This window comes from Rhizomicrobium sp., assembly GCA_037200985.1.
Classification (GTDB): Bacteria; Pseudomonadota; Alphaproteobacteria; order Micropepsales; family Micropepsaceae; genus Rhizomicrobium.
In genome coordinates this window covers 2711796-2736215 of sequence record JBBCGJ010000001.1, presented here as the reverse complement: position 1 = coordinate 2736215, position 24420 = coordinate 2711796, and the positions used below count along the sequence as shown (strand labels likewise).

At 67.2% G+C, this 24420-nt stretch carries 29 protein-coding genes; 18 read left to right on the top strand and 11 right to left on the bottom strand.

Translation table 11 applies throughout. From position 1 onward, the window contains the following. Window positions 1–15: 15 nt before the first annotated feature. The gene (locus WDN01_13510) at window positions 16–3123 is read right to left on the bottom strand and encodes an autotransporter domain-containing protein (GenBank protein MEJ0027039.1); all 3108 of its coding nucleotides are present in this window, start codon (window positions 3121–3123) and stop codon (window positions 16–18) included. Window positions 3124–3397: 274 nt separating this feature from the next. On the opposite strand from WDN01_13510, the gene WDN01_13505 reads away from it, so the two are divergent. Next, on the top strand, window positions 3398–3847 hold the full coding sequence (locus tag WDN01_13505) for a hypothetical protein (protein ID MEJ0027038.1): 450 nt from the start codon (window positions 3398–3400) through the stop codon (window positions 3845–3847). Between the two features lie 6 nt (window positions 3848–3853). On the opposite strand, the gene WDN01_13500 is transcribed toward WDN01_13505, so the two are convergent. The 4 genes from WDN01_13500 to WDN01_13485 all read right to left on the bottom strand — a co-directional run bounded on the left by WDN01_13500 (window position 3854) and on the right by WDN01_13485 (window position 6554). After that, window positions 3854–4270 carry an EVE domain-containing protein gene (locus WDN01_13500; protein MEJ0027037.1) on the bottom strand — a complete coding sequence of 139 codons (417 nt, stop codon included), beginning with the start codon at window positions 4268–4270 and terminating at the stop codon, window positions 3854–3856. 10 nt (window positions 4271–4280) lie between these two features. After that, on the bottom strand, window positions 4281–4571 hold the full coding sequence (locus WDN01_13495) for a YciI family protein (GenBank protein MEJ0027036.1): 291 nt from the start codon (window positions 4569–4571) through the stop codon (window positions 4281–4283). Window positions 4572–4729: 158 nt separating this feature from the next. Further along, window positions 4730–5524 (bottom strand): SGNH/GDSL hydrolase family protein, encoded by a 795-nt coding sequence (locus WDN01_13490; GenBank protein ID MEJ0027035.1) that lies wholly within the window; start codon window positions 5522–5524, stop codon window positions 4730–4732. A 16-nt stretch (window positions 5525–5540) separates the two neighbouring features. Beyond that, window positions 5541–6554 (bottom strand): NAD(P)H-dependent glycerol-3-phosphate dehydrogenase, encoded by a 1014-nt coding sequence (locus tag WDN01_13485; protein ID MEJ0027034.1) that lies wholly within the window; start codon window positions 6552–6554, stop codon window positions 5541–5543. A 109-nt stretch (window positions 6555–6663) separates the two neighbouring features. On the opposite strand from WDN01_13485, the gene WDN01_13480 reads away from it, so the two are divergent. Further along, entirely contained in the window at window positions 6664–7290 is a 627-nt protein-coding gene (locus WDN01_13480; protein ID MEJ0027033.1) for a TetR/AcrR family transcriptional regulator, read from the top strand. 43 nt (window positions 7291–7333) lie between these two features. After that, a complete protein-coding gene (locus WDN01_13475) occupies window positions 7334–7978 on the top strand; it encodes an outer-membrane lipoprotein carrier protein LolA (protein ID MEJ0027032.1) in 645 nt (214 codons plus the stop codon). A 9-nt stretch (window positions 7979–7987) separates the two neighbouring features. On the opposite strand, the gene WDN01_13470 is transcribed toward WDN01_13475, so the two are convergent. Continuing rightward, the gene (locus WDN01_13470; GenBank protein ID MEJ0027031.1) at window positions 7988–8404 is read right to left on the bottom strand and encodes a type II toxin-antitoxin system MqsA family antitoxin; all 417 of its coding nucleotides are present in this window, start codon (window positions 8402–8404) and stop codon (window positions 7988–7990) included. Window position 8405: 1 nt separating this feature from the next. After that, a complete protein-coding gene (locus tag WDN01_13465; GenBank protein ID MEJ0027030.1) occupies window positions 8406–8711 on the bottom strand; it encodes a type II toxin-antitoxin system MqsR family toxin in 306 nt (101 codons plus the stop codon). Between the two features lie 99 nt (window positions 8712–8810). Here WDN01_13465 and WDN01_13460 point away from each other — a divergent pair, with 99 nt between their 5' ends. The 6 genes from WDN01_13460 (at window position 8811) to WDN01_13435 (ending at window position 14352) form a co-directional block, all read left to right on the top strand. Next, window positions 8811–9560 (top strand): gamma-glutamyl-gamma-aminobutyrate hydrolase family protein, encoded by a 750-nt coding sequence (locus WDN01_13460; protein MEJ0027029.1) that lies wholly within the window; start codon window positions 8811–8813, stop codon window positions 9558–9560. Between the two features lie 66 nt (window positions 9561–9626). Then, window positions 9627–11198 carry an EAL domain-containing protein gene (locus WDN01_13455; GenBank protein MEJ0027028.1) on the top strand — a complete coding sequence of 524 codons (1572 nt, stop codon included), beginning with the start codon at window positions 9627–9629 and terminating at the stop codon, window positions 11196–11198. A 65-nt stretch (window positions 11199–11263) separates the two neighbouring features. After that, the gene (locus WDN01_13450) at window positions 11264–11581 is read left to right on the top strand and encodes a metalloregulator ArsR/SmtB family transcription factor (protein MEJ0027027.1); all 318 of its coding nucleotides are present in this window, start codon (window positions 11264–11266) and stop codon (window positions 11579–11581) included. Beyond that, window positions 11578–12057, top strand: a complete 480-nt coding sequence (locus WDN01_13445) for an SRPBCC family protein (protein ID MEJ0027026.1) — start codon at window positions 11578–11580, stop codon at window positions 12055–12057. The genes WDN01_13450 and WDN01_13445 overlap by 4 nt, the downstream gene beginning before the upstream one ends. A 20-nt stretch (window positions 12058–12077) precedes the next feature. Next, entirely contained in the window at window positions 12078–12614 is a 537-nt protein-coding gene (locus WDN01_13440; GenBank protein ID MEJ0027025.1) for an SRPBCC domain-containing protein, read from the top strand. Window positions 12615–12951: 337 nt separating this feature from the next. Next, window positions 12952–14352 (top strand): aminotransferase, encoded by a 1401-nt coding sequence (locus tag WDN01_13435; protein MEJ0027024.1) that lies wholly within the window; start codon window positions 12952–12954, stop codon window positions 14350–14352. A gap of 315 nt (window positions 14353–14667) precedes the next feature. Here the strand turns inward: WDN01_13435 and WDN01_13430 are convergent, their stop codons facing one another. Then, window positions 14668–15291 carry an alpha-ketoglutarate-dependent dioxygenase AlkB gene (locus WDN01_13430; GenBank protein ID MEJ0027023.1) on the bottom strand — a complete coding sequence of 208 codons (624 nt, stop codon included), beginning with the start codon at window positions 15289–15291 and terminating at the stop codon, window positions 14668–14670. Then, the gene (locus WDN01_13425; protein MEJ0027022.1) at window positions 15285–15929 is read right to left on the bottom strand and encodes a hypothetical protein; all 645 of its coding nucleotides are present in this window, start codon (window positions 15927–15929) and stop codon (window positions 15285–15287) included. Before WDN01_13425 ends, WDN01_13430 begins: the two co-directional genes overlap by 7 nt. 33 nt (window positions 15930–15962) lie before the next feature. On the opposite strand from WDN01_13425, the gene WDN01_13420 reads away from it, so the two are divergent. After that, window positions 15963–16514, top strand: a complete 552-nt coding sequence (locus WDN01_13420; GenBank protein MEJ0027021.1) for a hypothetical protein — start codon at window positions 15963–15965, stop codon at window positions 16512–16514. Here WDN01_13420 and WDN01_13415 read toward each other — a convergent pair. Then, the gene (locus WDN01_13415; protein MEJ0027020.1) at window positions 16477–17058 is read right to left on the bottom strand and encodes a GNAT family N-acetyltransferase; all 582 of its coding nucleotides are present in this window, start codon (window positions 17056–17058) and stop codon (window positions 16477–16479) included. The two genes, WDN01_13420 and WDN01_13415, sit on opposite strands and share 38 nt — an antisense overlap. Window positions 17059–17100: 42 nt before the next feature. Then, window positions 17101–18096, bottom strand: a complete 996-nt coding sequence (locus tag WDN01_13410; GenBank protein MEJ0027019.1) for a lipid A deacylase LpxR family protein — start codon at window positions 18094–18096, stop codon at window positions 17101–17103. Between the two features lie 180 nt (window positions 18097–18276). On the opposite strand from WDN01_13410, the gene rplU reads away from it, so the two are divergent. The 8 genes from rplU to WDN01_13370 all read left to right on the top strand — a co-directional run bounded on the left by rplU (window position 18277) and on the right by WDN01_13370 (window position 24356). Further along, window positions 18277–18588 carry a 50S ribosomal protein L21 gene (gene rplU, locus WDN01_13405; GenBank protein ID MEJ0027018.1) on the top strand — a complete coding sequence of 104 codons (312 nt, stop codon included), beginning with the start codon at window positions 18277–18279 and terminating at the stop codon, window positions 18586–18588. A gap of 24 nt (window positions 18589–18612) precedes the next feature. Further along, a complete protein-coding gene (gene rpmA / locus WDN01_13400; GenBank protein MEJ0027017.1) occupies window positions 18613–18897 on the top strand; it encodes a 50S ribosomal protein L27 in 285 nt (94 codons plus the stop codon). A 101-nt stretch (window positions 18898–18998) separates the two neighbouring features. Then, on the top strand, window positions 18999–19535 hold the full coding sequence (locus tag WDN01_13395; protein ID MEJ0027016.1) for a GNAT family N-acetyltransferase: 537 nt from the start codon (window positions 18999–19001) through the stop codon (window positions 19533–19535). Beyond that, complete coding sequence (locus tag WDN01_13390; GenBank protein ID MEJ0027015.1) at window positions 19532–20080, top strand: GNAT family N-acetyltransferase; 549 nt, start codon at window positions 19532–19534, stop codon at window positions 20078–20080. Before WDN01_13395 ends, WDN01_13390 begins: the two co-directional genes overlap by 4 nt. Window positions 20081–20294: 214 nt before the next feature. Further along, window positions 20295–21335 (top strand): GTPase ObgE, encoded by a 1041-nt coding sequence (obgE, locus tag WDN01_13385; GenBank protein ID MEJ0027014.1) that lies wholly within the window; start codon window positions 20295–20297, stop codon window positions 21333–21335. Beyond that, window positions 21323–22459: a glutamate 5-kinase gene (gene proB, locus WDN01_13380; GenBank protein ID MEJ0027013.1), complete on the top strand. Its 1137-nt coding sequence runs from the start codon at window positions 21323–21325 to the stop codon at window positions 22457–22459. The genes obgE and proB overlap by 13 nt, the downstream gene beginning before the upstream one ends. Then, window positions 22456–23709: a glutamate-5-semialdehyde dehydrogenase gene (locus tag WDN01_13375; protein MEJ0027012.1), complete on the top strand. Its 1254-nt coding sequence runs from the start codon at window positions 22456–22458 to the stop codon at window positions 23707–23709. Before proB ends, WDN01_13375 begins: the two co-directional genes overlap by 4 nt. Beyond that, a complete protein-coding gene (locus tag WDN01_13370) occupies window positions 23706–24356 on the top strand; it encodes a nicotinate-nucleotide adenylyltransferase (GenBank protein MEJ0027011.1) in 651 nt (216 codons plus the stop codon). The genes WDN01_13375 and WDN01_13370 overlap by 4 nt, the downstream gene beginning before the upstream one ends. Window positions 24357–24420: the final 64 nt, after the last annotated feature.

The following is a 24420-nucleotide window of genomic DNA, read 5'->3' as shown; positions in this document are numbered from 1 at the left end:
CTTTGGGCCTTTCGATCAGAACTTGATCGAAAGGCGGCCCGTCCACGCGTCGTACTGCACGTCGCGGCGGGTGGTGCCGTCGTAACGGCCCGTCAGCGTCGCCGGGTGGCCGAGGACGTCGCCCAGGTCGATACCGACGCCGAAGCCCAGCTCGGCATAGTTGCGATCGCGCGACGGCATGCCGAAGGTCATGATCGAACTCGGGGCCGCCGCGAAGGCCGCCTGGATCGAGCCGTTATTGCCCTCGAAATTGTCGACCCAGAAGGCGTGCACGCTCGGCGTGATCTTGGCGTCGAAGAGGGTGAGCGGCATGTTCGCATCGAAGCCCAGCCGGCTCAGGGCCGACGATTCGCTGTAGCCCGCGAAGGCCAGCGCCGGAGCGCCGCCCGTCTCGGTGAACGGATCGATCTCCGATCCGATGTATTGCAGGCTGGCCGAGGGTATGACGAACACCGTCCCGCCATTCGTCGCGCCGATCTCGAACGAACGTCCGAAATAGATGCCGCCCGACGGCGCGTCGCCGCCGCTATGGCCCTCGATCAGGAAGGTCGATGCACCGATCACCACCGCGCGATGCGTGGAGATGGTCTGGTGGCCGTACGAGCCGAAGGCTTCCGCGATGTAGTGGTCGCCGAAGTCGTAGCGGGCATAGATCGCGCCCTGGAGGGCGTCGCTCTGCAGCACCGAAGGCGTCGAGCGCAGCGTCGCCGAAGCGTCCGAATAGCCGACCGAGAAGCCCAGCGTGAAGCCTTCGTCGACCGGCAGGTCGAAGCCGGCGCCGACGACCAGGCCGCGCACATCGGCGCGGCCGCCGCCGCCGCCGACCGCCACGGAGCCGCTGAGCGAGCTGCCCGAGACATAGCCGCCCGCGCCGTTGGGAAGCTCCATCCAGGAGGCATCCGCCTTTTGCGGGGCGGCCGGGGCGCCGACCGGCGCCGGATCGTTGCCGCCGCCCGGATTGGTCGCGAGGCCCATGCCCAGGGCGACGAGCTGCTGCGACTGCGGCGAGCTGCCGCCGGCCGAAGCCAGCGCCATCTTCAGGCCTTCGCCGTCGATCATGAGGCCGGCGGTCCGGGTCTCGGAGGACGCGGCGCCCGCCTCGCCCAGATGCTGCCAGATCATGCCGTCCATGTTGGTCGTCGCCATGTCGCCGACCAGCGTGGCGACACGCTCGGCGTCCGGCGCAATGTTTTCGAGCGCCTGGTCGAGCGCCGCGCCGCTGAGCGGATCGATCGCCTGATAGAGCGGGGCGAGGTCGCCGTAGTGCGAATCGCGCTCCGCATCGAGAGCGGTCGCGATCTGGAGCTGATCGGGCGTGCCCGATCCCGCCAGGAGCGCCGCATAGGAATCGGCTTCGACCGTGAGCACTTCCTCCTGGCCGCCGGGAGTCGTGACCGTGGTGACGACCGGCTTCAGGATGCCGGCGATCGTGTCGGGCATCGCATCGAACGAACCGTCGATCTCGGGCGCCGTCAGGAACACGCCCGTATCGTGCCAATGCGGTGCGACCAGCGGATTGAAGGCCACCGTTCCGCCGAGCTGGACAGGACCCGACACGTTCAGAAGATCGATCGCGTCATGCGAGAAGTCGACCACGAAGTTCGCGGTGCTCGCGAACACAAGCCCGCCGGTGACCGACAATTGTCCGATCGTTCCGACCCTGCCGGGCGACACCGTGCCGCCCACGGAGACCGGATAGACGCTCATGACGGTGCCGTTGCCGGTGAGTATCGTGCCCGGACCGGTCAAGAGCTGGTTCGTGTCGAGGACGCCGTCGACGTTCAGCCAGCTATCCGGGTCGACGACCACGGCGTTGCTCCACACAAAGAGGTCGCCGTCCTGTGCGATGTTCAGCCGCGCGCCGTCGAGGACGGCGAGGCTGTCGATCTCCCGCGCGTCGTCCAGCGTCGTGGTGACGCCCGGCGTGCTGAGATTCACCGTGTAGTAGCTCGCGGGATCGGTGAAGTCGGCGATCTGGTTGGTCGGCGTGTCGAAATTGTCCGGCACGACGCCCGTCAGCCAATGGGCGGGATCGCTCCACAGGCCGTCGGAGAATCCCTCGGTCGCGAGATGCAGGAAGCTGTTGTCGGTGATCCAGCCGTTCAGGTCGGCCACCGAATTCCAGAACGCCACGTCGCCATAGCCGCCTTCGAGCGGCCCGAGCGAGAGGCCGCCGCTGGTGATGCCCACCTGGATCTGGCCGCCATGGCCGTCCGAGACGAAGATCGGACCGCCGGAATCGCCGTGGTCGCTGGTGCCTTCGTCGGCGGGAATGGGAAAGCCGTTGCCGAAAACGTCCATCGGGTTCAGCGGGTCGTCGAAGAAGGTGAAGATCTGATTGACCAGGCCATGCTCGCCGGGGCCGACGCCGAATACGTCGTCGATCGGACCGACATACTGCACGACGTTGTGGGCGATGCGGCGCTTGAAGTCGAACACCTGCTCCGGGTTGGAGCCCGTGCCCGCGTCGCCGTAGCCGACCAGCGTCAGGAGCGTGCCGGGCGTCGGATCCTCGGTGGCGAGCACCGAGAAGGGGATATTCGTGAGAACGCCGGGACGCTGCGGTCCCGAGCTGTAGACCGGCTTCGACAGGGAGACCAGGCCGACATCGTCGCCGAGATAGAAGGTGTCGAGATCGAAACCGGGATTGACGACCGTGCTGGTTCCCCGGTCGACGGTGCGGGTCGCGACGTTGGTCGCGTCCGGTCCGAAGATGACGACCGGCGCAAAGACGCTGTCCGGGATCGTCGGATCGCCCAGGGACTCGCCCAATTGATGGACGCAATGTCCGGCCGTCAGGACCGTGCGCGAATTGATGAGCGTTCCGGTGCAGATCAGGGCGCTGTTCGAATTGGGAACAAGCATCTCGAGCAGCACGACATTCGACTGGGTGTTCGTCGCATCCTCGACCGGCGGCGCGAAGGGATCGATGTCGTCGCGCACTTCGATTTTGGTTTCCGGCTTCCCCTGGATGGGCGTGCTCGGCGCGCCGTATGGGGTCAGATTGCTTGCGTCGATCGGAAAGAGCGGAGCCGCCGCCGCGTCGGCAAAGGCGGAAAGGCTCAAGATGGCCGCCACCGAGGCGGTCTTGAGCAGCGCGCGGCGTCGAAACATGTCTGTCATGATGTCCCCTTTGGATGCGGCCCCAGCCGCCTTGGGGGAAACGTAACAAAATTCACTGTTGCGTGAGCACCGCTATCAAAAATAATTCACCTAAAAGTACTTGCAATCTCAGGCTCATAGGTCCCGATATGAAATATTGTGTCTCGCCGCATGACGGGACATTAAGAAAATGTCGGGGTGCCTATTTCGGCGGGAGTGCGCCTGTAAACACGCGCGATTTGGCGGCGCCCCCAAACACCGCTAATCGAGGCCGGACGCGCCAGCAGAGCGAGCGATGCGGATCGAGCACCAACCGAATGTGACGGGACTGAAACGCGACTGGCTCGGCGCGCGAATCGTCGGCGCGGCCGGGCTGGTTCTGATCCTGGCCGTGCTGGGCCTGGCGACGCTCAATCTCGTTTCGCGGCCGCCCCCGTCGCCGCCATCCGCAGCGGTGCCGCCGCAGGCCCTGGCGGCGGCCCGGCGGCAGGAGGACATCGCGCTGTGCGATGCCGCCCTGGCCGCGGCGCAAGGGCTCGGCGTGGTGCCGTCCTTCGCGGCGCGCGACGGCGATGCGACCCGGCCCGGCGGGATCGAGGGACGTTATATCTGCGGCGCGAAGACCGACGCGGCGCGCTACGCCATCACCTTCGACCTCGCCTGTACGCGGCTGGACGCCGCCAGCGCCTGCGTCGTGCCGTCCGAGGTGACGCTGAACGGGGCGAGCATCTATCGGCGCAAATGAGGCCGGCTATTTCAGGCCGCCGAGCTTGCAGACATGCTTCCACTCCGCGTCGGTCACCGGCTGGACCGAGAGGCGCGAGAATTTCACCAGCACCATGTCGGCGAGCCTGGGATCGGCCTTGGCCATGGCCAGCGTCACGGGCTTGGGCAGGTCGGCCACCGCCTTGACGTCGACGAGGCCGAACTTGCCGGTCTCGTCGGTCGGGTCTGGCTTGTATTCGGCGATGACCTCGACGATGCCGACGATCTCGCGCGCGTCGCCCGAATGATAGAAGAAGCCGCGATCGCCCTTCTTCATCTTCATCATGTTGAGCTTGGCCTGATGGTTGCGCACGCCGCTCCACGGCTCGCCCTTGGCGCCGCGCGCCTTCTGCTGGTCCCAGGAGAAGGTTTCGGGTTCGGTCTTGAACAGCCAATAGGCCATGACGATCCCCTCAGAGCTTCGCGCCGCATTCGTTGAACGTCATCTTCCACGGCCGGACCTCGGACCGCGCGAAGAGGCCGGCCTTCACGTAGGGATCGCCGGCGTGCCAGGCCTCGGCCGCTTCGAGATCGGCCGCCTCGAAGACGATCAGGCTGCCGGCCATCTCGCCCTTCGCGTCGAGGAAGGGACCGCCGAGCCGGATGACGCCGGTCTCGCGCGCATAGGCGAAATGCGCCTCGCGCGTCGCCAGGCGCAGGGCCAGCGAATTCTCCTTGTCGATGGCGGTGACGACGAACAGCATGCTGGGCTCCCTCTACATTCTACCCTCCCCTTGAGGGTCGAAATCTGCGGAGCAGATTTCGGGGAGGGGTTTAGCACCGGCGCAGGACCCCTCCCCGAAAAATTCTCCGCTGCGCTCCGAATTTTGTCGACCCTCCCTCAAGGGCAGGGTGGGCTTATTCAGCGCGCCAGCCGGGCGTGCAATACCGGCTCGAGCACGCCCCAGACTTTCGTCTCCCAAGCGCGCTCGCCGGCGCCCTGGTAGTGGATGCCCTCGGGATCGCCGTGCAGCACGAAGGCGCGGTCGCTGAGCGGGTTGCTGTCGATATAGGCGCAGCCCGCGGCCTTCGCGGCGCGCCCGACATCGCCGACGAACCGCTCATAGTCCTGCACCGGCTTGACCGAGACGGCGGCCTGCGGCGGGCCGATCCAGACGCATTGGCTGTTGCCGCGCGCGATCTCGCCCGCGAGCGCGCCGACCGCCGCCAGATAGGTGGCGTAATAGGCGCGGAAGGTCGCGGGCCGCGTCGTCAGCATGTTGGAGCCGAGCGACACGATGGTGATGCGCGGGCGGATGCGGGCGACATAGTCGCGCAGCGCGCGGTATCTCACCCGTCCGGGCCGGTCCAGGGGGCCGTGATCGCGGGCGCAGTCGCCGGCGCCGTTGCAGGTGCGGATGCCGCAATAGGAGACGCCGCCGCGCATCCATGTCGCGACGTCGGAGCCGCAGGTCCAGAAGCTCCACACGGTCAGCGGCTTGCCGGTTCTGGGATCGGGCTCGGTCGAGAGCGAGCGGTAGAGCTGGGCGCCGAAATAGCCGAGGCTCTGGGAATCGCCGATCAGCAGGACGTCGGCGGGGCGGATCCAGTCGCCTTCGACGATGTCGGGATCGTAGCTGTCCGGTTTCTCGCGCGCCTGGGCCGGCAGCGCGCACAAGGCCGCCATCGCCGCGACCAGCAGCCCCCGCCCCCACATGCCCCACGCCCCCGCGCTATTCCGGCTTCAAGGGCCGGCGCATCAGTCTTTCCAATGCCGCGGCGGCGGGCAAGTCGGAAGCGAGAACCGCCGCGATGGTTTCCGCGATCGGAAGCTCGACGCCGTGGCGGCGCGCCCGCGCCACCAGCGCCGGCGCGGTGTCGACGCCTTCCGCCAGCGGCTTGCCGGGCGATTCCAGCTCGGCGAGGCCGGTGCCCTGGCCCAGCCTCTGGCCGAAGGCGAAATTGCGCGACGACGGGCTGGCGGCGGTGAGCACCAGATCGCCGAGGCCCGAAAGGCCCATCAGCGTTTCGGCCCGCGCGCCCAGCGCCTCGCCCAGCCGGCTCAGCTCCGCGAAGCTGCGCGCCAGGAGCGCGGCGCGGGCGCTTTCGCCCAGGCCCAGGCCGTCGGCGATGCCGCAGCCGATGGCGTAGACGTTCTTCGCCGCGCCGCCGAGCGCCACCCCGGTGAGATCGTCGCTGGCATAGGGGCGGAACTGGGCGTGGGCGAGGCTGGCCTGCAGCCGCTCGGCGATGTCGAGGCGGGCGGCGATGGTGACGGCCGTCGGCAGACCCTTGCCGACGTCCCGCGCGAAGGAGGGGCCGGAGAGGATCGCGGGCTCGGCCCGAGGCGCTGCCTCGCGCAGCACCTCGGTCAGCAGCAAGCCGCTGCCGCGCTCGATCCCCTTGGCGCAGAGCATCAGGGGCGTCGCATCCCGCAGATGCGGGGCGAGCGCGGCCAGGGTCTCGCGCAGATGCTGGGCCGGGGCTACGATCAGCAGCGCGTCGGATGCCGCGGTCTCCGCCAGCGCCGCGGTGGCGCGGATCGTCTCGGGCAATGCGACGCCGGCGAGGAATTGCGCGTTCTCATGGGAACGGTTGACGGAATCGACGACCGCGGCTTCCCGGGCCCAAAGCAGGGTCCGGCGTCCCGCCAGCGCTGCCACCAGCGCCAGGGCGGTTCCCCAGGCACCGCCCCCGACGACCCCGATTTTGTCGTAAGGGATTATGTTTTTTACACTTTCTGACATTTTCGGAGCCGCTATTCCCGACTGGAAGATTGAACGATTTGTTGATTATTCAGAAATCGTAGCTATCTTCAGGGGCAGAACAACAAACGTGCTTGGGTAGGAACATCCTATGGCCGAAAAAGACACCATACGCGATTGCATCATCGGCGCCGCCAAGAAGCGATTTTCGCATTTCGGCTATGCCAAGACGACCATGGCCGAGGTGGCGGGCGACTGCGAGATGTCGCCGGGCAATCTCTACCGCTTTTTCCAGGGCAAGCTCGACATCGCCGAGGCGATCGCGACCGAGGACTACAGCAAGCATCTCGAGCATCTGCGCAAGCTCGCCATCCAGCCGGGCAAGGACGCCCGCGAGCGGCTGCACGATCTTCTGTTCGAGGAATTGCGCCGCACCTATCACAAGCTCGAAAAGGATCCGCGCGTCGTCGAGATGGCGCGGGTGATCAGCCAGGAACGGCCGAGCTTCGCCAATTGGATGCTGGAAAACGAGCGCAAGATCCTGATCGAGCTGCTCGACGAGGCCGAGCGCCGCGGCGAATTCTCCGTCGACGACAAGCAGTTCACCGCCGAGATGGTGCAGGCCGCGACGATGAAGTTCCGCTATCCGCAATTGTGGTCGAAGCTGACGCTGCCCAAGCTCGAGCGCGAGCTGGAAGGCGTGATGACGCTCCTGATCCACGGCCTTTGCCCGCACATCGCCGAATACCGGCAGCGCGCCGAGCAGGCCGCGGAGTAGGCCGACGCCTAGCTCCCGACACAAAGGCATCTTAAGAGACGGCATGCGCCGCTTCGCCCTTGCCCTGCTCGTCGCCCTGTCCTCGCCGCTCCTCATGGGGGCCGGCCAGCCCGCACCGCCGCGCCATCTCGATCTCAGCAGCGACGACCGCGCGGAACTGGATGCGATCAGCGCCAGCTTGAACGCCGTGACGACGCTCAAGGGCGGCTTCGTGCAGGTCGATCCCAATGGCGGCGTCGACCAGGGCCGGGTCTACATCGCCAAGCCCGGCAAGATGCGCTTCGAATACGACCCGCCCGTGCCGTCGCTGATCGTCTCCGACGGCCATACGGTCGCCGTCGCCAACCGGCGGCTGAACACGGTCGATCGCTATCCGCTGTCGGACACGCCGCTGGGCGTGATCCTCGGCAACGACATCGACATCCGGCGCAATCCGCAGCTGGTCGGCATCGAGCACGGGCAGGGCGTCTTCGTGGTCAACATGCGCACCAGCCAGAACCGCACCAAGGCGAACATTTCGCTGGTGTTCTCCGAGCCCGATCACGAATTGCGGCAATGGACGGTGATCGACGACCAGGGGCTGTCGACCACCGTGGCGCTGCGCGACCTCCAGCCGGGCGCGGTTCTGCCGCCGGCGCTCTTCGTGCTTCCGGACAAGAACCCCTTCGCGCCCCGCCGGGGGAATTGAAGGGCGCGGCTACGCGGCCGCGCGCCGCGTGAGCTCTTCGAGGCGCCGCGGATCGCGCTCCAAAAGCCGCAATAGCTGGGTCATCGGCCGGCTCACCAGCACCTCGCCGGATTCGTATTTCTGAAACGCGCGCGGCCCGCCGCCGAGCAGTTCGCTCGCCTTGCGCTGGGACAATTTCAGGCGCAGGCGGATGGCGCGGACTTCGTCCGGCTTCAGCACGCCCTGGCTCTCCGCCTTCAGCTCGGCCAGCGCCTTGTCCACGACGGCCATGTCGCCGCCGACATGGAGACTTTCGCCGCCGCGCTTCGCGGGATACCAGCCCGGCAGTTGAACGACGCGCTCGCGATCCCGGTAGCGCACCGTGAAGGCCCGCGTGTCGCGTTTCAGCTTGGCCCCGGTCGTGGGATGGATCCGTGTATCGCTCATCTCAACGCTCCTTGAACGACAACAGCGTGAACTCCGTTACGGCGTCGTCGGTGAATTTCACGTAGAGGACCATCCCCTCGAACGGAACGTGATAGACGTCCTGCCACCGGCGATGATCGGCATGGCTGGTCATCGACTTGTGGAACTGCGCCGTCTTCATCGCGCGGACGGCCTGCGCGATCTCGCTCCGCCCGAAGCCGATTTCCGCCGCGGTCCGCAGCGCGGTACCCGTGATCGCGAGGCGTCGCGGATCGCCGCACACCGCCTTGAACCGCGCCAGATCGAAGCTCGGCTTGCGCTTTTCCACCGGATCAGTATGGCACCATTATGGTGCCATCGTCAAACAGGCATTTCTTGTCCCGCCGCGCTCCCGCGTGCTACGGCCGCCCGTCATGAGGCCATCGAGATGACCCCGCGCCGTCCCATTGTCGGCTTTCCTTGCGACCGGCGCATGCTGGGGGCGCATCCGTTCCACGTCGTCGGCGAGAAATACATCGCGGCGGTGCGCGAGGGCGCCGATGCGATCCCCGTGCTGCTGCCGGTGCTCGATCCGCCGGTCGCGGCGGAGGATTTCCTCGCCGGCATCGACGGGCTCCTGTTCACCGGCTCGCCGTCGAACGTCGCGCCCAGGCACTATGGCGGCCCGGCGCCCAGGCCCGGCGTGCTGCAGGACGAGCATCGCGACGCCACCGCGCTGCCGCTGCTGCGCGCCGCCATCGCCGCGGGCAAGCCGGTGCTCGCCATCTGCCGCGGCTTCCAGGAGCTCAACGTCGCCTTCGGCGGCACGCTGCACCAGCACGTCCAGGAAGTCCCCGGCCGCGCCGATCACCGCGAGAAGAAGGACGCGCCGCTGGACGAGCAATACGGGCCGGCCCATCCGGTCGAGGTCGCGCCCGGGGGGCGGCTCGCGGAATTGATCCGTGAACGGACGTTCAGGGTGAACTCGCTGCATTCCCAGGGCATCGACCGCCTAGCGCCCGGCCTTTTTGCCGAAGCGCTCGCGCCCGACGGGCAGATCGAGGCGGTGTCGATGCCGGGCGCGAAAGGCTTCGTGCTCGGCGTGCAGTGGCACCCGGAATGGGCCTGGTCGGACAATCCGGTCTCGCGCGCGATCTTCGCGGCCTTCGGCAACGCGCTGCGCGCACCGCCGCGTTGAGTTCCGGCTTTACACATTCCTAGGGGTTGTCGTGCGACAGTGACCTGCTGCCGGGGTCATTATTCCATGATCGAAGCCGCCCGCCTCCTGGGCTTTGCCTTCGCCAACGCCGATTTCCTGTTCGAAGTGGATGGGAACGGCACCGTCGTGTTCGCGACCGGCGCGGCGACCGATCTCGTCCAGGGCGACATCGTCGGAAAGTCCGCGGCGCGCCTCTTCACGATCTCGGAAGCGGCGAAATTCGCGACGCTGACGCACTCTCTCGGCAAGGGCGACCGCGCCGGTCCGTTCCGCCTGAAGCTGGCCGGCGGCAAGGAAGCGGCCGTCGCCATGTTCCGCCTGCCGCAGAACGGCAGCCAGATTTCCTGCACGCTGTCCAAGCCGGGCGTCCGCAACATAGGCGCGGCCAAGAACGGCCTTGCCAACCGCGACGGCTTCCTCGCCGCGGCCTCGCAGCTCGCCTGCCAGGACGACGCCTTGGCACTGGTGGACCTTCCCGGCCTGCCCAAGATGGTCGCGGCGATGAGCGAGGAGGAATCCAGCACCCTGCTCGGCAGCATCGGCGCCGCCTTCGGCAAGGCCGGCGCCAAGGCCGCCGGACGGATATCGCCGTCGGGTTTCGGCATCATCGCCGACGCGGTCGGCGGCACCGCCAAGCTCGGCCAGAAGATCCGCGCCGCGCTGAACGAGACCGGCGCGGCCAAGCTCGGGATCGAGGAAACGCTGATCTCGCTCAAAGGCAAGGACATCAGCGACGCGCAGCGCGATCTGGTGCTGCGCTATGTGGTCGACAAATTCGCCAGCGGCCAGTGGCAGGGCGAGGCGGCGTCGGACGCCGCCACCCAGTTCGGCCTGATGATGGAGGAGACGCAGCAGAAGCTGCGCCGGCTGACGGAGACCGTCGCCGACGGCGCCTTCGCGATGTCGTTCCAGCCGATCGTGGATCTGAAGACCGGCGAGGCGGTGCATTTCGAGGCGCTGGCGCGCTTCTCCGGCGCCATGACCGAGGACACGATCGGCATGATGGAGGCGCTGGGCGTCTCCGATGCCTTCGACCTGGCGGTCGCGGTCAAGGTGCTGGCGGTGGCGGAGTCGCGCGCCGCCCACGGACAGAGCATCGCCTTCAACATCTCGGGCAAGACGATCTGCTCGCCGTCCAATTTCGGGCTTCTCGCCGGGCTTCTGGCGCGCAAGCGGGCGCTGGCCGGCAAGCTGCTCGTCGAAATCACCGAAAGCGCGCAGATCGCAAGTCTCGACGACGCCGCCAAGGGCGTCGCCGCGCTGCGCGCGCTCGGCTATCGCGTGGGGATCGACGATTTCGGCGCGGGCGCCGCATCGCTGACCTATCTGCACGCCATGCCGGTCGACTTCGTGAAGTTCGACGGTTCGCTGATCGCCAAGCTCGGCCGGTCCAAGCGCGACGACGTGCTGCTGGCGGGCATGGTGAAGCTCTGCCGCGAGCTCGGCGTGGCCACCGTCGCCGAGAAGATCGAGTCGGCCGAGCAGGGCGCGGCGGCCAAGGCGATGGGCTTCGACCTCGGCCAGGGCTACTTCTATGGTAAGGCCGCGGCCGAAATCCCGGCGCCGCAGGTCACGATCGCGGCCAAGCGCAAGGGCGTCCAGGAAAGCTGGGGTTAGGCCGTCCCGGTCGCGGGCCAGCGATTTTCGCTTGACGATATGTAAGTTAAGACTTACCGTAAGTCATGGCTTACAATGACGCCCTCGATGCTTTGGCGGACCCGACGCGGCGGCGGGTGTTCGAACGTCTGCGGGCCGGGCCCTCGGCTGTCGGGCGGCTGGCGCAAGGGCTGCCGGTCAGCCGGCCGGCGGTGTCGCAGCATCTCAAAGTGCTGAAAGACGCGGGGCTCGTCCGCGAAGAGCAGGACGGGGCGCGCCGCATCTATCGCATCGATCCGCAGGGGCTGGGGCCGCTGCGCGCCTGGCTCGATCAATTCTGGGAGAGCGCCCTCGACGCCTTCAAGGCGGAGGTCGAGAAGAAGGCAGAAGGGGGCACGCCATGACCAAGCCGTTCACGATCGCGCCGGTGCGGAAGACGCTCACCGTCAACGCCGCGCAGGTGCATGCCTTCGCGGTGTTCACCGGCGGCATCGACCGCTGGTGGCCGAGGAGCCACAGCCTCAGCCCGTCGCCGCTGGTCAAATCGGTGATCGAGCCGCGGCCGGGCGGGCGCTGGTACACCATCCATGCCGACGGCAGCGAATGCGTCACCGGCATCGTGAAGGTGTGGGACCCGCCGCACCGCATCGTCCATAGCTGGGACATCAACGCGCAGTGGCAGCCGGACGCGACGGCCGGCTCGGAAGTCGAAGTGCGCTTCATCGCCGAAGGCCCGGATCGCACGCGCGTCGAGCTCGAACATCGCAATTTCGAGCGGATGGGCGAGGAGGCCGGCAACAAGATGCGCGACGGCGTCGGCGGCGACGGCGGCTGGAATTCGATACTCGAACTTTATCGCAAGGACGCGGAAGCGGCCTGAACCGCAACGGGGGAGTTGTCATGCAGCGCATCTGCCATGCCGCCATCGGATTGATCGTCGCCTTTGCTCTCGTGTGTCCGGTGCATGCCGCGGTGGTCGAGGCCACGGCGAACGGTTTCGCCATCGAGCAGGCCGTCCATATCGCGGCGCCGCCGGCCAAGGTCTATGACGCGCTCGTGCATCCCGCCCAATGGTGGGATTCGAGCCATACCTTCTCGGGAAGCGCGGCGAATATGTCGATCGAGCCGCATGCCGGCGGCTGCTTCTGCGAGGCGCTGGCCAATGGCGGTTCGGTGCAGCACGGCCAGATCGTGGTCGCCGCGCCGGGCGAGACGCTGCGCCTGCGCGGGCCGCTCGGGCCGTTCCAGGGCCAGGGTGTGGACGGCGCGCTCACCTTCGGCCTGAAGGCCGAGGGCGACGGCACCGCGCTGATGCTGTCGAACAATATCGGAGGCTATATGAAGGGCGGCTTCGGCGACTGGCCGGCGCGCGCCGACGCCATGCTGGCGCAGCAGATGGGGCGGCTGAAAAAATATATCGAGACCGGCGCGCCGTAATTCGCGGCAGAGGATATTTTCCTCCCCCGCTGTTGCGGGGGAGGTGCCGAGCGCAGCGGCGCGTAGCGACAGCGTGCGCGCGAGGGGGCCAGCACCGGCGCAGGCCCCCTCCGTCACGCCTTCGCTTCGCTGCGGCGTGCCACCTCCCCCGCAACAGCGGGGGAGGAAAGGTTGCTCGCGTGACCGTTCGCGTCCTCCCTGCTACTCTGCCCCCATGAATACAAAGCGCGCCCTGCTGATCCTCTGCGCGCGGATCGGGTTCAATCCCTAGAGGTCCGCGGCGCGCGCCCGCGCGTCCGTTCCGTCGACCCGATCCCCTTTCAGGAGTGCGCGCATCATGGCCTCGCACGGCAGCAACCAGACCAGGCATTGGCAGGCGCTCGACGCCGCCCACCACGTCCATCCCTTCTCCGATACCGCGGCGCTCAACAAGGAGGGCGTGCGCGTCATCACGCGCGGCCAGGGCGTCTATCTGTGGGACAGCGAGGGCAAGAAAATCATCGACGGCATGTCGGGCCTGTGGTGCGTGCAGGTCGGCTACGGCAACGCGGAACTGGCGGAGGCGGGCTGCGAGGCGCTGAAGACGCTTCCCTACTACAACCACTTCTTCAAGACCTCGAATCCCTGGACCATCGAGCTGGCGGCCAAGCTCGCGACGCTGCTGCCGGACGGCCATGAGCGCATCCTGTTCGCCAATTCGGGCTCGGAGGCGAACGACAGCGCGCTCAAGCTCATCCGCTACTACTGGAACCTGAAGGGCAGGCCCGAGAAGAAGATCCACCTGTCGCGCGACTACGCCTATCACGGGGTGACCTTCGCCGCGGCCTCGCTATCGGGGCTGACGCCGATGCATCCGCAATGGGACCTGCCGCTGCCCGGCTTCGAGAAGGTGCCGGCGCCTTATTGGTACGGCGCGAAGGCGGCGGGCCATGGCGACATCGCTCCGGACGAATTCGGCCTTCTGATCGCCAGCAAGCTGGAAGAGAAGATCCTGGAATTGGGGCCCGACCGCGTCGCCTCCTTCTCGGCGGAGCCGGTGCAGGGCGCCGGCGGGCTGATCTTTCCGCCGGCGACCTATTGGCACGAGGTGCAGCGCATCTGCGCCCGCTACGACGTGCTCCTGCATCTCGACGAGGTCATCACCGGCTTCGGGCGCACCGGCGAATGGTTCGGGGCGCAGACCTACCGCATCGCGCCCGACATCATGACGATGGCCAAGGGGCTGTCCTCCGGCTACCAGCCGATCTCGGCGATCTCGCTCGGCGAGCGCATGGCCGGCACGATCCTCAACGCCAATGAGGAGATGGTGCATGGCTTCACATATTCCGGCCATCCCGTGGCCTGCGCGGTGGCGCTCAAGAATCTCGAGGTGATCGATACGGCCGGACTGGTGCCGCGTGTGAAAACCTCCATCGGCCCGTACTTGCAGCGGCGGCTGGCCGAGACCTTCGAGGGTCATCCCATCGTCGGCGAAGTGCGCGGGCAGGGACTGCTCGCCGCCGTGGAACTCGTGCGCGACAAGGCGGAGCGCACATTCTTTCCCGACCCGGGAAACATCGGAACGCTCTGCCGCAATTATTGCTTCGAGGACGGCCTCATCTGCCGCGCGATCCGCGACACGATGGTGCTGGCGCCGCCGCTGGTGGTCTCCGAAAGCGAGATCGAGGAGATCGTCGCGAAACTGAAACGCGCGGTCGATCGCACGGCGCGCGATTGCGGCAGGATCACGGCTGCGTGAGGATCGCGGGAACCGCGTGGGTCGTCGCGGAGAGGCGGAGAAATTCCCCGGATTCCGCAGCGGATAGCGGCGTAAAATGTTGTTGCAGATTTGCTGCTGTCATTAAAAATAATGCACTTTTGGCTTTGGCCGAAAAAAATCTTGCAATGTGTGGCTTCGGTGCATAGGTTCTCTATCGAAGGATGAAACATCGCCTGGCAAGCACTGCCCCCCCGCTCGCAAGCCGGGTGACATCCTTCAACGGTGCCGGTCATCCCCTCCCGGCACCAGCGCATAAAAGCGCATCCGGCGCCCGGTTGGCCCCCCAACCGGGCGTCATTTTATCTGGGCGATACGCCTGAGGGTGAGGTTCAGGCGCCCGCCGCCTGGCACAAGCTGCGAGCTCCCGGCAATCACGCGGTCTATGCCGTGGAACATCAGCCTGGCCGGTCCGCCGAAGACCAGCACGTCGCCGGACGACAGCGTGATGCCTTGCGTCGGACCTTTGCGGGTCGTGCCGCCGAAGCGGAACAGCGCGTCGTCGCCGAGCGAGACGGAGACCACCGGCGCCTCGGTCGCCTGCTCGTCGCGATCCTGGTGCGCGCCCATCTTCGCCCGGCCGCGATAAAGATTGACCAGGCAGCACTCCGGCGGCGCGGGATAATCCGCGACCGCGTCCCACAGCGCCGGCAGCGCGGGCGGGATGTCCGGCCAAGGCTTTTCCGTGTACGGATGAAGCGGCGCGTAGCGGTAGCCGCTCCGGTCGGAGATCCAGCCGAGCGGACCGAAATTGGTCTCCTCGACCGAGAACGGCTTGCCCGATTTCGGCATGACCGGCTTGTAGAACGGCGCCTCTTCGAAGCGCGCCAGCACGTCCGCGAGCAGCGCCCTCTGCGCCTCGCGGGAAAAATATTCGCGCCACAGGGCCACGCCGGGCGCCAGCGCGAGCGGCTTCACCATTGCCAGCGATTGGCGGGCGCGGGCTTCTCGAAGATCGCCTTGAAGGTGTCGCCCCTTCCATGCGCCGCCAGCCAGTCCCGCAGGCGCTCCGGTGTGTAGGCGGAGCGGATCCAGTCCGCGACGGGCATACCCTCGGCGTCTTCCTGCGCGAATTCGATGAAATGGCGCAGCCAGCGCTGCTCGGCTTTGGGGAAATGCAGATAGGGCCAGCGGGCGAATTGCGCCCGCGCCTCGGGCATCGCCGCCCAACCCTTGCGGTGCAGGATATAGAGCGCCGCCGCCAGGCTGGTGCGGTCCTGTCCGCCGGAGCATTTGACGAGGAACGGCTTGGGCGCGGCGTCGAAGGCCTCGATGAGCGCGACCAGCATCGCCCGCGTCGGCAGGTGCCGCGAATCCAGCGTCGTGTCGAGATGGGCGATGCCGCGCGCCTCGGTCACGCGCTTCTCGCTGCGCCACCAGCCATATTTCGGGTTGGGGCCGCGCAGATTGATCATCGCGCGGATGCCGTTGCGGGTCAGGAACGGCCCCAGCGATCCGGCCCAGGCCTGCGCCGCGCGGGCCGCCTCGCCCGGCACGACCCAGTGGAAATTGTACAGGACGTCGCGCAGGGTCCGCATGGCGGATGTGTAGCGGCGCACGCTATCATCCGCAAACACGGGAAGGATGGCGGGATGCGGCTCAGTTCCTTGATCAGGCTGTGGGTGTGGACGACGCTTCTGGCGCTCGTCGCCTTCGGGATCCTCGCCATCGCCGACAGCAAGCTGAAGGCCGCGACCGGTTTCGGCACGGTCGACCTGCAGAGCGCGTGGGACGCGCTGGGTTTCAAGCGGATCTTCGCGGCCTGGATCGCGCGGCCGCATGCCGCGGCGGCCGGCTTCGGGCTCGGCTTCGACTATCTTTTCATGCCGCTCTACGCGATGTCGTTCTACTTCTCGGCGATCCTGGCGCGCGAGGCTTTTGCGCCCAAGCGCGGCCTCGCCCGCCGCGCCATCGACTATCTCGGCTTCGTGCCGCTGATCGGCGCTCTGGCCGACGCGGTGGAGAACGCGCTGGAATATTCCATGCTGCTGGGCGGGGCGACGGATTCGACGGCCTATGCCGCCTATCTCGCCACCAATGTGAAGATGACCTGCTTCTATGTCGGCCTCGCCCTGCTCGTCGCGGGGATCGTGGGCGTGATGACGCTCAGGCGGCCGAAGAAGGAAGACACACCCTCCCCGTGAGGGAGGGTAGGATGATCTTTCCCATGCGGATCAGGGGCACGCGAACGCCGGAGGGCGTGTCGGTCTCGAAGGCTTCGATGTCGCTGAAGCCGCAGGCGCGGTAGAGCGGCTCGCCCGCCAGTGTCGCGGCGAGTTCGACGCGCGCGAAGCCTTCGCGTGCCGCCGCCTGCTCGCACAGTTGAAGGATCAGCCTTCCGATGCCGCGCCGCGCGAAGGCGGGATCGGTGTACATCGCGCGTACCCGGGCCGCGTCTTTGCTGGGATCGAGCAGGGCGGCGTCGCGGCCGGCGCTGTGATCGCCGCCGAACAGCGTGGCGCGCCGGCTCCAGCCGCCGCAGCCGGCGACGGCGCCGTCGCAGGCGACGACGAAATAGGTCCCGTCCGCGATCAACTGGGTGTCGAGCCCCATGACGGAGAACGAAGCCGCCACGGCGTCCGGCGGCAGGAAGGGCTTGAGGAGTTCGCCGATGGCGCGGTTCATCAGCGGCTTCAGCACTGCGATATCGTCCGGCTGCGCCAGCCGGTGCGTGAGTCCCGTCGTCATGCCGCCATCTTGCGCGGTGAACGCCGGGCCCGCCAGCGCGGCCTAAAGCCGGAAGGTCAGGTCGACCGAGCCGAACTGGTCGGCGGAGGCCTGGGTGGCGAATTCCTTGGTCCGAAAGACATGGGTGAAGGAGAGCCGCGCCCCGCCGAGCTGCACGACCGCGCCGATCTGGACATCGCCGACCAGGAGCCGCTTCTCGACGCTGCGGCTCGCCTCGAAGCTGTTGCCGTCCAGGAAGATGTTGCGGCCCACCGCGCGTCCGTCGACGCCGGCGAAGGCATAGGCGCTGATCGCGCCGTTCGGCTCGAAGAAGCTGCTGCCCGGCAGGCTGGGCTGGAGCCGCGGCGGCCCGAAATCGTCGGGCAGGTTGATGCCCAGCCGCGCCATTGCGCCGGCATCGGCATAGTCATAGGCGTTGCCCACCGCGAAACCGGCATGCGGCTCGACGTCGACGAACAGGCCGAGGATCGATTTGGGCGGAATGAGCTTCCAGCTTCTTTCGTAGAAGATGTTCGCGACCGGCTCGTCGCGGAGCTGATAGTGCCAGCCATTGGCCTTGCGATCGCCGATGACGGTGTGCACCCAGTTCTGCGCGTCCTCGCCGAGCGACGCAGGGCCGACGACGCCGAGCTGGAGCTCGGCCTGGTCGAGATGGGTGTCCGATTTCGACAGGATGCCGAGGCCGACATAGAGATAGCCCGCATAGGGACGGTCGGTGGGGTCGGGCACCGCAAGCCCGGTCCGCCGCGGCGTGAAGATGTCCTGGCCGAGGGCGTAGCTCGTCCGCACTTCGCCGGTCCGTCCGAAGAACGGCAGGTGGTGCGCGAAATTCTCCAGCCAGCGCGGCGTGTCCTGGGGCGCGGTCGTGTAGTTGAGCGCGATGCCGTTGCTGTAGTGCTGGTCGGTGTTGAAGAAGATGTCGTTCTCGAACTGGATCGACAGTGCCCCGGACCGGGTGTCCGCGGCCGGCGCGGCGGCGGCCGGACTCGACAAGGACAGCGCCACCAGCCCGGCGGCGGCGAACAGATTTTTATGCATGCAGATCAGCCCCTCACTGCAATGCACAACGTATGGTGTCTTCCCCGGTTTCGTGTCGCGGCGCGGCTTGTGGGGATATTTCACCCCGGTCCTTGACCCGGGAACGCCCCTCAGTATATTGCGCGGCTCCCGAAGAACCTCCGTTCGGCGGGAAAACACATATATTCAAGGACTTAGGTCATGTTCGCGGTTATCCGCACCGGCGGCAAGCAGTACAAAGTGGCCAAGGACGACGTCCTGACCATCGAGAAGGTCGGCGGCGACGTCGGCTCCACGCTGACCATCGGCGAGGTCCTGATGCTCGGCGGCGACACGCTTAGCCACGGCGCGCCCCTGGTGGCCGGCGCCTCGGTCGCCTGCGAGATTCTCGAACAGGGCAAGGGCCCCAAGGTCGTCGCCTTCAAGAAGAAGCGGCGCAAGAACACCCATCGCAAGCGCGGTCATCGCCAGCCCTTCACCAAGGTGAAGGTGACTGGGATTTCCGCGGCGTAACGAACGGTTCGAAGGACTAAGGGCATGGCACACAAGAAAGCAGGCGGTTCCTCGCGCAACGGTCGCGACTCGAACCCCAAGATGCTCGGCGTGAAGCTGTTCGGCGGCGAGAAGGTCTCCGGCGGCAACATCATCGTGCGCCAGCGCGGCACCAAGTTCTGGGCCGGCGAAGGCGTCGGCATGGGCAAGGACCATTCGCTCTTCGCGCTTACCGACGGCCAGGTCGCGTTCCGCCAGGGCTTCAAGCGCCGCACCTATGTATCGGTGATTAACGCGCAGAATCCGGCGACGAAGAGCGCAGCGGAATAGGCGGCTGAAGACATAGGCCGCCCGAGAAATCGGCGGCCCAATATCAGGAGGGAGTTGGTCCGCCCAGCTCCCTTTTTCGTCCCTCCACGGAGGGACGTGCCATGTGCCTGCTGGAATCCGAGAGACTGCTGTTACGCCCACCCGAGCGGCGCGACATTCCCGCGATCGTGCCGCTGGCGAACGACTTCGAAGTCGCCAAGAATCTCGCCACCATGCCCCATCCCTACACCGCGGCAGACGGTGAGGCTTTCCTGGCGGGCCTGGACGAGAAGCGGGACACGGACTTCGTATTCGCGATCACGCGGAATTCGGACTCCGTCTACATGGGCAGCATCGGGCTGCATCGGCGGAACGATGGCTACGAATTCGGCTACTGGCTCGGCAAGCCCTATTGGCGCCAAGGCTATGCGACCGAGGCGGCGCGGCGGCTGATCGCCTTCGCTTTCGACGAGCTCAATGCCGACATGGTGTGGGCCGGCTGGTTCCACGACAATCCCCGCTCCGGCAATGTGCTGGCCAAGCTCGGCTGCGTGCCGAGGGGCTTCACAAAGCGCCACTGCCTGGCGCGCGGCATGGAGATCGGCTGCAACGAGGTGACGCTGAGCCGCGAAACCTTCCTGGTCCGGAGGGCGGCATGAGCTTCCATCCGACGACGCAGCGGCTGATCCTGCGGCCGCCGACCTTGACCGACATGCCGGCGTTCGTGCGCATGCTGAACGACTACGACGTCGACAAGAACCTGCGCATGGTGGCGCATCCGTTCACCGAAACGCTGTTCCGCGAGGCGCTGGTGCGCATCGACCGGGAGCGGCAGGACGGTACCGGCTACAGTTTCGCGGTCACGCGCGCGATGGACGGCGCGCTGATCGGGCTGTGCGCGGCCGACCGCGGCCCGAACGGCGCCTGGGAGTTCGGCTATTGGTACGGCCGGCCCTATTGGGGCCAGGGCTACGCCACGGAAGCGGCCTGGCCGGTGATGCGGTTCGCCTTCGAGGACAAGGGGGCGGAGCGGCTGACGGCCGGCTGGTATGACGACAATCCGGCCTCGGGCGCGGTGCTGCACAAGCTGGGCTTCGCGGTCACCGGCGTCGCGCGGGTCCGCTGCCTGGCGCGGGCCGACGAAGTGCTCTCCAACCGGGTGCAGTTGACGCGCGAGCGATTTGCGCGAAAGAAGGCGGCATGAATTACGAGGTCGATCATGCCTGCGCCGATAACCTCTCCCGCTCGCGGGAGAGGGTTTGTAGCGACAGCGTACAAACGAGCGCAGCGAGCCGGACGAGGGCCGTCGCGCGGCCTTCCCCTCACCTAGCAAAATCCAAGCACTTAGCTGCGCTGCGCTCCGCTAAGTGCAGGATTTTGCGTCCTCTCCCGCTCGCGGGAGAGGAATGGAGCGGCAAATGAAATTCCTCGACGTGGCGAAGGTCTATATCCAGTCCGGCCATGGCGGGAACGGCTGCGTCGCGTTCCGCCGCGAGAAGTACATCGAATATGGCGGGCCCTGGGGCGGCAATGGCGGCAAGGGCGGCGATGTGTGGATCGAGGCGGTCGAGAACCTCAACACGCTGATCGACTACCGCTTCCAGCAGCACGTCCGCGCCAAGAACGGCTTTCCCGGCCTCGGCAAGGAGATGACCGGCGGGCACGGCGACGACGCGCTGATGAAGGTGCCGCCCGGCACCCAAGTCTATGAAGAGGACGGCGAGACATTGATCGCCGATCTGGCGACGGTCGGCCAGCGCGTGAAGCTGCTGCGCGGCGGCAATGGCGGCTTCGGCAACGCACATTTCAAGAGCTCGACCAACCAGGCGCCGCGCCATGCCAATCCCGGCCAGCCGGGCGAAGAGAAGATCGTCATCCTCAAGCTCAAGCTGATCGCCGATGCGGGGTTGATCGGCATGCCGAACGCCGGAAAGTCGACGTTTCTGTCGCGCGTGTCAGCAGCGCGGCCGAAGATCGCCGACTATCCGTTCACCACGCTGGAGCCGCAGCTCGGCGTGGTGAAGATCGATTCCACCGATTTCGTGCTGGCCGATTTGCCCGGCCTGATCGAGGGCGCGCATGACGGCATCGGGCTGGGCGACAAATTCCTCGGCCATGCCGAACGCTGCAACGTGATCCTGCACCTGATCGACGGCACCGAGAGTGCGATCGCCAAGACTTATAAAACCATCCGCGCCGAGCTCGAAGCCTATGGCCATGGGCTGGAGGACAAGCCCGAGATCGTGGCGCTCAACAAGGTCGACGCGATCCCCAAGGCCGGCCTTGCCAAGAAACGTGCCGCGCTGGAGAAGGCGTGCGGCCACAAGGTGTTCGTGATCTCCGGCGTGACCGGCGAAGGCATCGACGCGGTGCTGCGTGCCGTGGCGAAGGAGATCGTCAAGCGCCGCGATCCGAAGAAGCCCGCCGCGAAGGCGCCGAAGCAGGCATGGTCGCCGTGACCGATCCGTTCGCGGCCGCAAAACTCATCGTCGTGAAGGTCGGCTCCGCCCTGCTGGTCGACGCGGAGAGCGGCGAATTGCGCCGCTATTGGCTGAAATCGCTGTGCGCCGACGTCTCCGAGTTGAAGCGCGCGGGGAAGAACGTGCTGCTGGTGTCCTCCGGCGCCATCGCGCTGGGGCGGCGCGCGCTGAAATTGAAGACCGGGCCGCTCCGGCTCGAGGAAAGCCAGGCCGCGGCGGCGGCGGGCCAGGTGCGGCTGGCGGAAGCCTATGCCGACATCCTGGCGGGCGAGGGGATCGTCGCGGCGCAGGTGCTGCTGACGCTCGGCGATACCGAGCAGCGCAACCGATACCTGAATGCGCGCGCCACGCTGAAGACGCTGATCGAGCTCGGCAGCGTCGCGGTGATCAACGAGAACGACACGGTGGCGACGGCGGAGATTCGCTATGGCGACAACGACCGGCTGGCGGCGCGCGTCGCCAGCATGATGGAGGCGGACCGGCTCATACTTTTGTCCGACGTCGACGGGCTCTACAGCGCCGATCCGACGCGCAATGCCGGGGCGCGGCACATTCCCGACGTGCCTGCGATCACGCCGCAGATCGAGAGCATGGCGGGCGAGTCCGTATCGGGGCTGGGGCGCGGCGGCATGGCGTCCAAGCTCGCCGCCGCGAAGATCGCGACCGCAGCCGGCTGCGAAGTGATCATCGCCAAGGGCAAAACCAACCATCCCGTCGCCGCGATCCGCGCCGGCGAGCGCTGCACGCGTTTCGCCGCGAGCGGAACGCCGGCGGCGGCGCGCAAGCGCTGGATCGCGGGCGTGCTCAAGCCCGAAGGCAGTCTGATCATCGACGCCGGCGCGGCACGGGCGCTGGCCGACGGCAAGAGCCTGTTGCCCGCCGGCATCCGCCAGATCGACGGCCGCTTCCAGCGCGGCGACGCGGTGCTGGTGAAGGACCAGCAGGGGCGCGAGATCGCGCGGGGCCTGGCGGCCTATGGCGCGGCCGATGCCGAGCGCATCGCCGGCAAGCGCACCGCCGAGATCGAGGCGATCCTCGGCTATCGCGGTCGCGACGAGATGATCCACCGCGACGACCTCGCGCTGACGGCGAGCGTATCGTGAGTCTGCGCGAAGAAATGCTCGGCATCGGAACGGCAGCGCGCGCGGCGGCGAAAGCCATGCGCGAGGCTTCGACAGAGACGAAGAACGATGCTCTTCTGGCTGCGGCCGAGGAAATCCGGGCGCAGACCGTGAATATCCTCGAGGCGAATCTGCGCGATCTGGAGGCGGCACAGGGCCTCTCACCCGCGCTGCGCGACCGGCTGACGCTGACGGCGGATCGCATCGCGGCAATGGCCAAAGGAGTCGAGGACGTGGCCGCGCTGCCCGATCCGGTCGGGCGCGCGCTGGCGCGCTGGACGGTGCCGAGCGGGCTCGATATCGCGCGCGTCGCCACGCCCATCGGCGTGATCGGGATGATCTATGAGAGCCGGCCGAACGTGACGGCGGATGCCGGCGCGCTGTGCCTGAAGTCGGGCAATGTCTGCATCCTGCGCGGCGGGTCGGATTCGGTTCATTCCTCCACCGCGATCCATGCGGCGATGGTCGAAGGCCTGCGTGCCGCGGGATTGCCCGAAGCCGCGATCACGCGGGTGCCGACGACGGATCGCGCGGCGGTCGGGATGATGCTCGAAGGCCTCGGCGGCGCCATCGATCTCATCATCCCGCGCGGCGGCAAGGGCCTGACGGGACGGGTGATGGCCGAGGCGCGGGTGCCGGTGCTGGCGCATCTGGAAGGCGTCTGCCACGTCTATATCCACGCCGCCGCCGATCCGGCAAAGGCGCGGGCCATCGCGGTGAACGCCAAGATGCGGCGGACCTCGGTCTGCGGTGCGGCGGAGACCCTGCTGATCGACCGCGCGATCCTGGCCACACTGGGCGTCGCGGTGCTGAACGATCTCGCAAGTGCCGGCTGCGAAATCCGTGGCGATGCGGCGGTGCGCGCGGCATTTCCCGACGCCAAGGCGGCGAACGACGAAGACTGGTCCATGGAATATCTCGATGCGGTGATCGCGGCGAAGGTCGTGGACGGCGTCGAGGCGGCTATCGCGCATATCGACCGCTACGGCTCGCACCACACCGAAAGCATCGTCACCGAAGACAGTGCGGCGGCGGAACGGTTCCTTTCCGCGCTCGACTCGGCCATCGTGCTGTGGAACGCCTCGACGCAATTCGCCGACGGCGCGGAGTTCGGGATGGGGGCGGAAATCGGCATCGGGACAGGCAAGCTGCACGCGCGCGGCCCCGTCGGGGTCGAGCAGCTCACCACGTTCAAATACATCGTGCGCGGAACGGGACAGATCCGGCCGTGAAGACCAGGCTCCAACGTCCGCACGCCAATTGGGTGCGCCCGCCGGGGCCGGTGGCGCCGGGGCTGCGCATCGGGCTGCTCGGCGGCTCGTTCAATCCGGCGCATGAGGGACATCTTCATGTCAGCGAGGTGGCGCTGAAGCGGCTCGGTCTCGACTATGTCTGGTGGCTGGTCACGCCGCAGAATCCGCTCAAGCCGACCCGCGGCATGGCGCCGCTCGCCGAGCGGGTGAAGAGCGCGCGGATCGTGGCGCGCCATCCGCGCATCGTGGTGATGGACATTGAGCACGATTTCCGCACGCATTATTCGTTCGACACGCTGCGGGCGCTGCAGAAGCGGTTTCCGCAGGTGAAATTCACCTGGCTGATGGGCAGCGACAATCTGCAGATCTTCCGGCGCTGGCACCGCTGGGCCGATTTCGCCCGGCGCGTGCCCATCGCGGTCATCCAGCGGCCGGGAACCGTGATGGCGATGCTTGCCGCCAAGCCGATCCAGCGCTTCGGCCAGGCCCGGCACGAGCGGCTTCTGTGCCAGCAGCGGGCGCCGGCCATCGTCATCCTCGAAGGCAAGCGCAACGCGCAGAGCGCGACCGCGATCCGCGCATCGCAGCTCTATTCGGAAGGCTTTGTCGGCGTATTGCCCGCGTGATAGGCTGGGTCTCGCGATGGAGAAAGACCACTGACCGCCAAGACCGTTAAGGCCGCCAAGAAGC

Excerpts from the sequence above, each read along its gene's own strand:
- WDN01_13510 (MEJ0027039.1), bottom strand. The coding sequence starts at position 3,123 with ATGACAGACATGTTTCGACGCCGCGCGCTGCTCAAGACCGCCTCGGTG.
- WDN01_13505 (MEJ0027038.1), top strand. The coding sequence starts at position 3,398 with ATGCGGATCGAGCACCAACCGAATGTGACGGGACTGAAACGCGACTGG.
- WDN01_13500 (MEJ0027037.1), bottom strand. The coding sequence starts at position 4,270 with ATGGCCTATTGGCTGTTCAAGACCGAACCCGAAACCTTCTCCTGGGAC.
- WDN01_13495 (MEJ0027036.1), bottom strand. The coding sequence starts at position 4,571 with ATGCTGTTCGTCGTCACCGCCATCGACAAGGAGAATTCGCTGGCCCTG.
- WDN01_13490 (MEJ0027035.1), bottom strand. The coding sequence starts at position 5,524 with ATGTGGGGGCGGGGGCTGCTGGTCGCGGCGATGGCGGCCTTGTGCGCG.
- WDN01_13485 (MEJ0027034.1), bottom strand. The coding sequence starts at position 6,554 with ATGTCAGAAAGTGTAAAAAACATAATCCCTTACGACAAAATCGGGGTC.
- WDN01_13480 (MEJ0027033.1), top strand. The coding sequence starts at position 6,664 with ATGGCCGAAAAAGACACCATACGCGATTGCATCATCGGCGCCGCCAAG.
- WDN01_13475 (MEJ0027032.1), top strand. The coding sequence starts at position 7,334 with ATGCGCCGCTTCGCCCTTGCCCTGCTCGTCGCCCTGTCCTCGCCGCTC.
- WDN01_13470 (MEJ0027031.1), bottom strand. The coding sequence starts at position 8,404 with ATGAGCGATACACGGATCCATCCCACGACCGGGGCCAAGCTGAAACGC.
- WDN01_13460 (MEJ0027029.1), top strand. The coding sequence starts at position 8,811 with ATGACCCCGCGCCGTCCCATTGTCGGCTTTCCTTGCGACCGGCGCATG.
- WDN01_13455 (MEJ0027028.1), top strand. The coding sequence starts at position 9,627 with ATGATCGAAGCCGCCCGCCTCCTGGGCTTTGCCTTCGCCAACGCCGAT.
- WDN01_13450 (MEJ0027027.1), top strand. The coding sequence starts at position 11,264 with ATGGCTTACAATGACGCCCTCGATGCTTTGGCGGACCCGACGCGGCGG.
- WDN01_13445 (MEJ0027026.1), top strand. The coding sequence starts at position 11,578 with ATGACCAAGCCGTTCACGATCGCGCCGGTGCGGAAGACGCTCACCGTC.
- WDN01_13440 (MEJ0027025.1), top strand. The coding sequence starts at position 12,078 with ATGCAGCGCATCTGCCATGCCGCCATCGGATTGATCGTCGCCTTTGCT.
- WDN01_13435 (MEJ0027024.1), top strand. The coding sequence starts at position 12,952 with ATGGCCTCGCACGGCAGCAACCAGACCAGGCATTGGCAGGCGCTCGAC.
- WDN01_13430 (MEJ0027023.1), bottom strand. The coding sequence starts at position 15,291 with ATGGTGAAGCCGCTCGCGCTGGCGCCCGGCGTGGCCCTGTGGCGCGAA.
- WDN01_13420 (MEJ0027021.1), top strand. The coding sequence starts at position 15,963 with ATGCGGCTCAGTTCCTTGATCAGGCTGTGGGTGTGGACGACGCTTCTG.
- WDN01_13415 (MEJ0027020.1), bottom strand. The coding sequence starts at position 17,058 with ATGACGACGGGACTCACGCACCGGCTGGCGCAGCCGGACGATATCGCA.
- WDN01_13410 (MEJ0027019.1), bottom strand. The coding sequence starts at position 18,096 with ATGCATAAAAATCTGTTCGCCGCCGCCGGGCTGGTGGCGCTGTCCTTG.
- rplU (MEJ0027018.1), top strand. The coding sequence starts at position 18,277 with ATGTTCGCGGTTATCCGCACCGGCGGCAAGCAGTACAAAGTGGCCAAG.
- rpmA (MEJ0027017.1), top strand. The coding sequence starts at position 18,613 with ATGGCACACAAGAAAGCAGGCGGTTCCTCGCGCAACGGTCGCGACTCG.
- WDN01_13395 (MEJ0027016.1), top strand. The coding sequence starts at position 18,999 with ATGTGCCTGCTGGAATCCGAGAGACTGCTGTTACGCCCACCCGAGCGG.
- WDN01_13390 (MEJ0027015.1), top strand. The coding sequence starts at position 19,532 with ATGAGCTTCCATCCGACGACGCAGCGGCTGATCCTGCGGCCGCCGACC.
- obgE (MEJ0027014.1), top strand. The coding sequence starts at position 20,295 with ATGAAATTCCTCGACGTGGCGAAGGTCTATATCCAGTCCGGCCATGGC.
- proB (MEJ0027013.1), top strand. The coding sequence starts at position 21,323 with ATGGTCGCCGTGACCGATCCGTTCGCGGCCGCAAAACTCATCGTCGTG.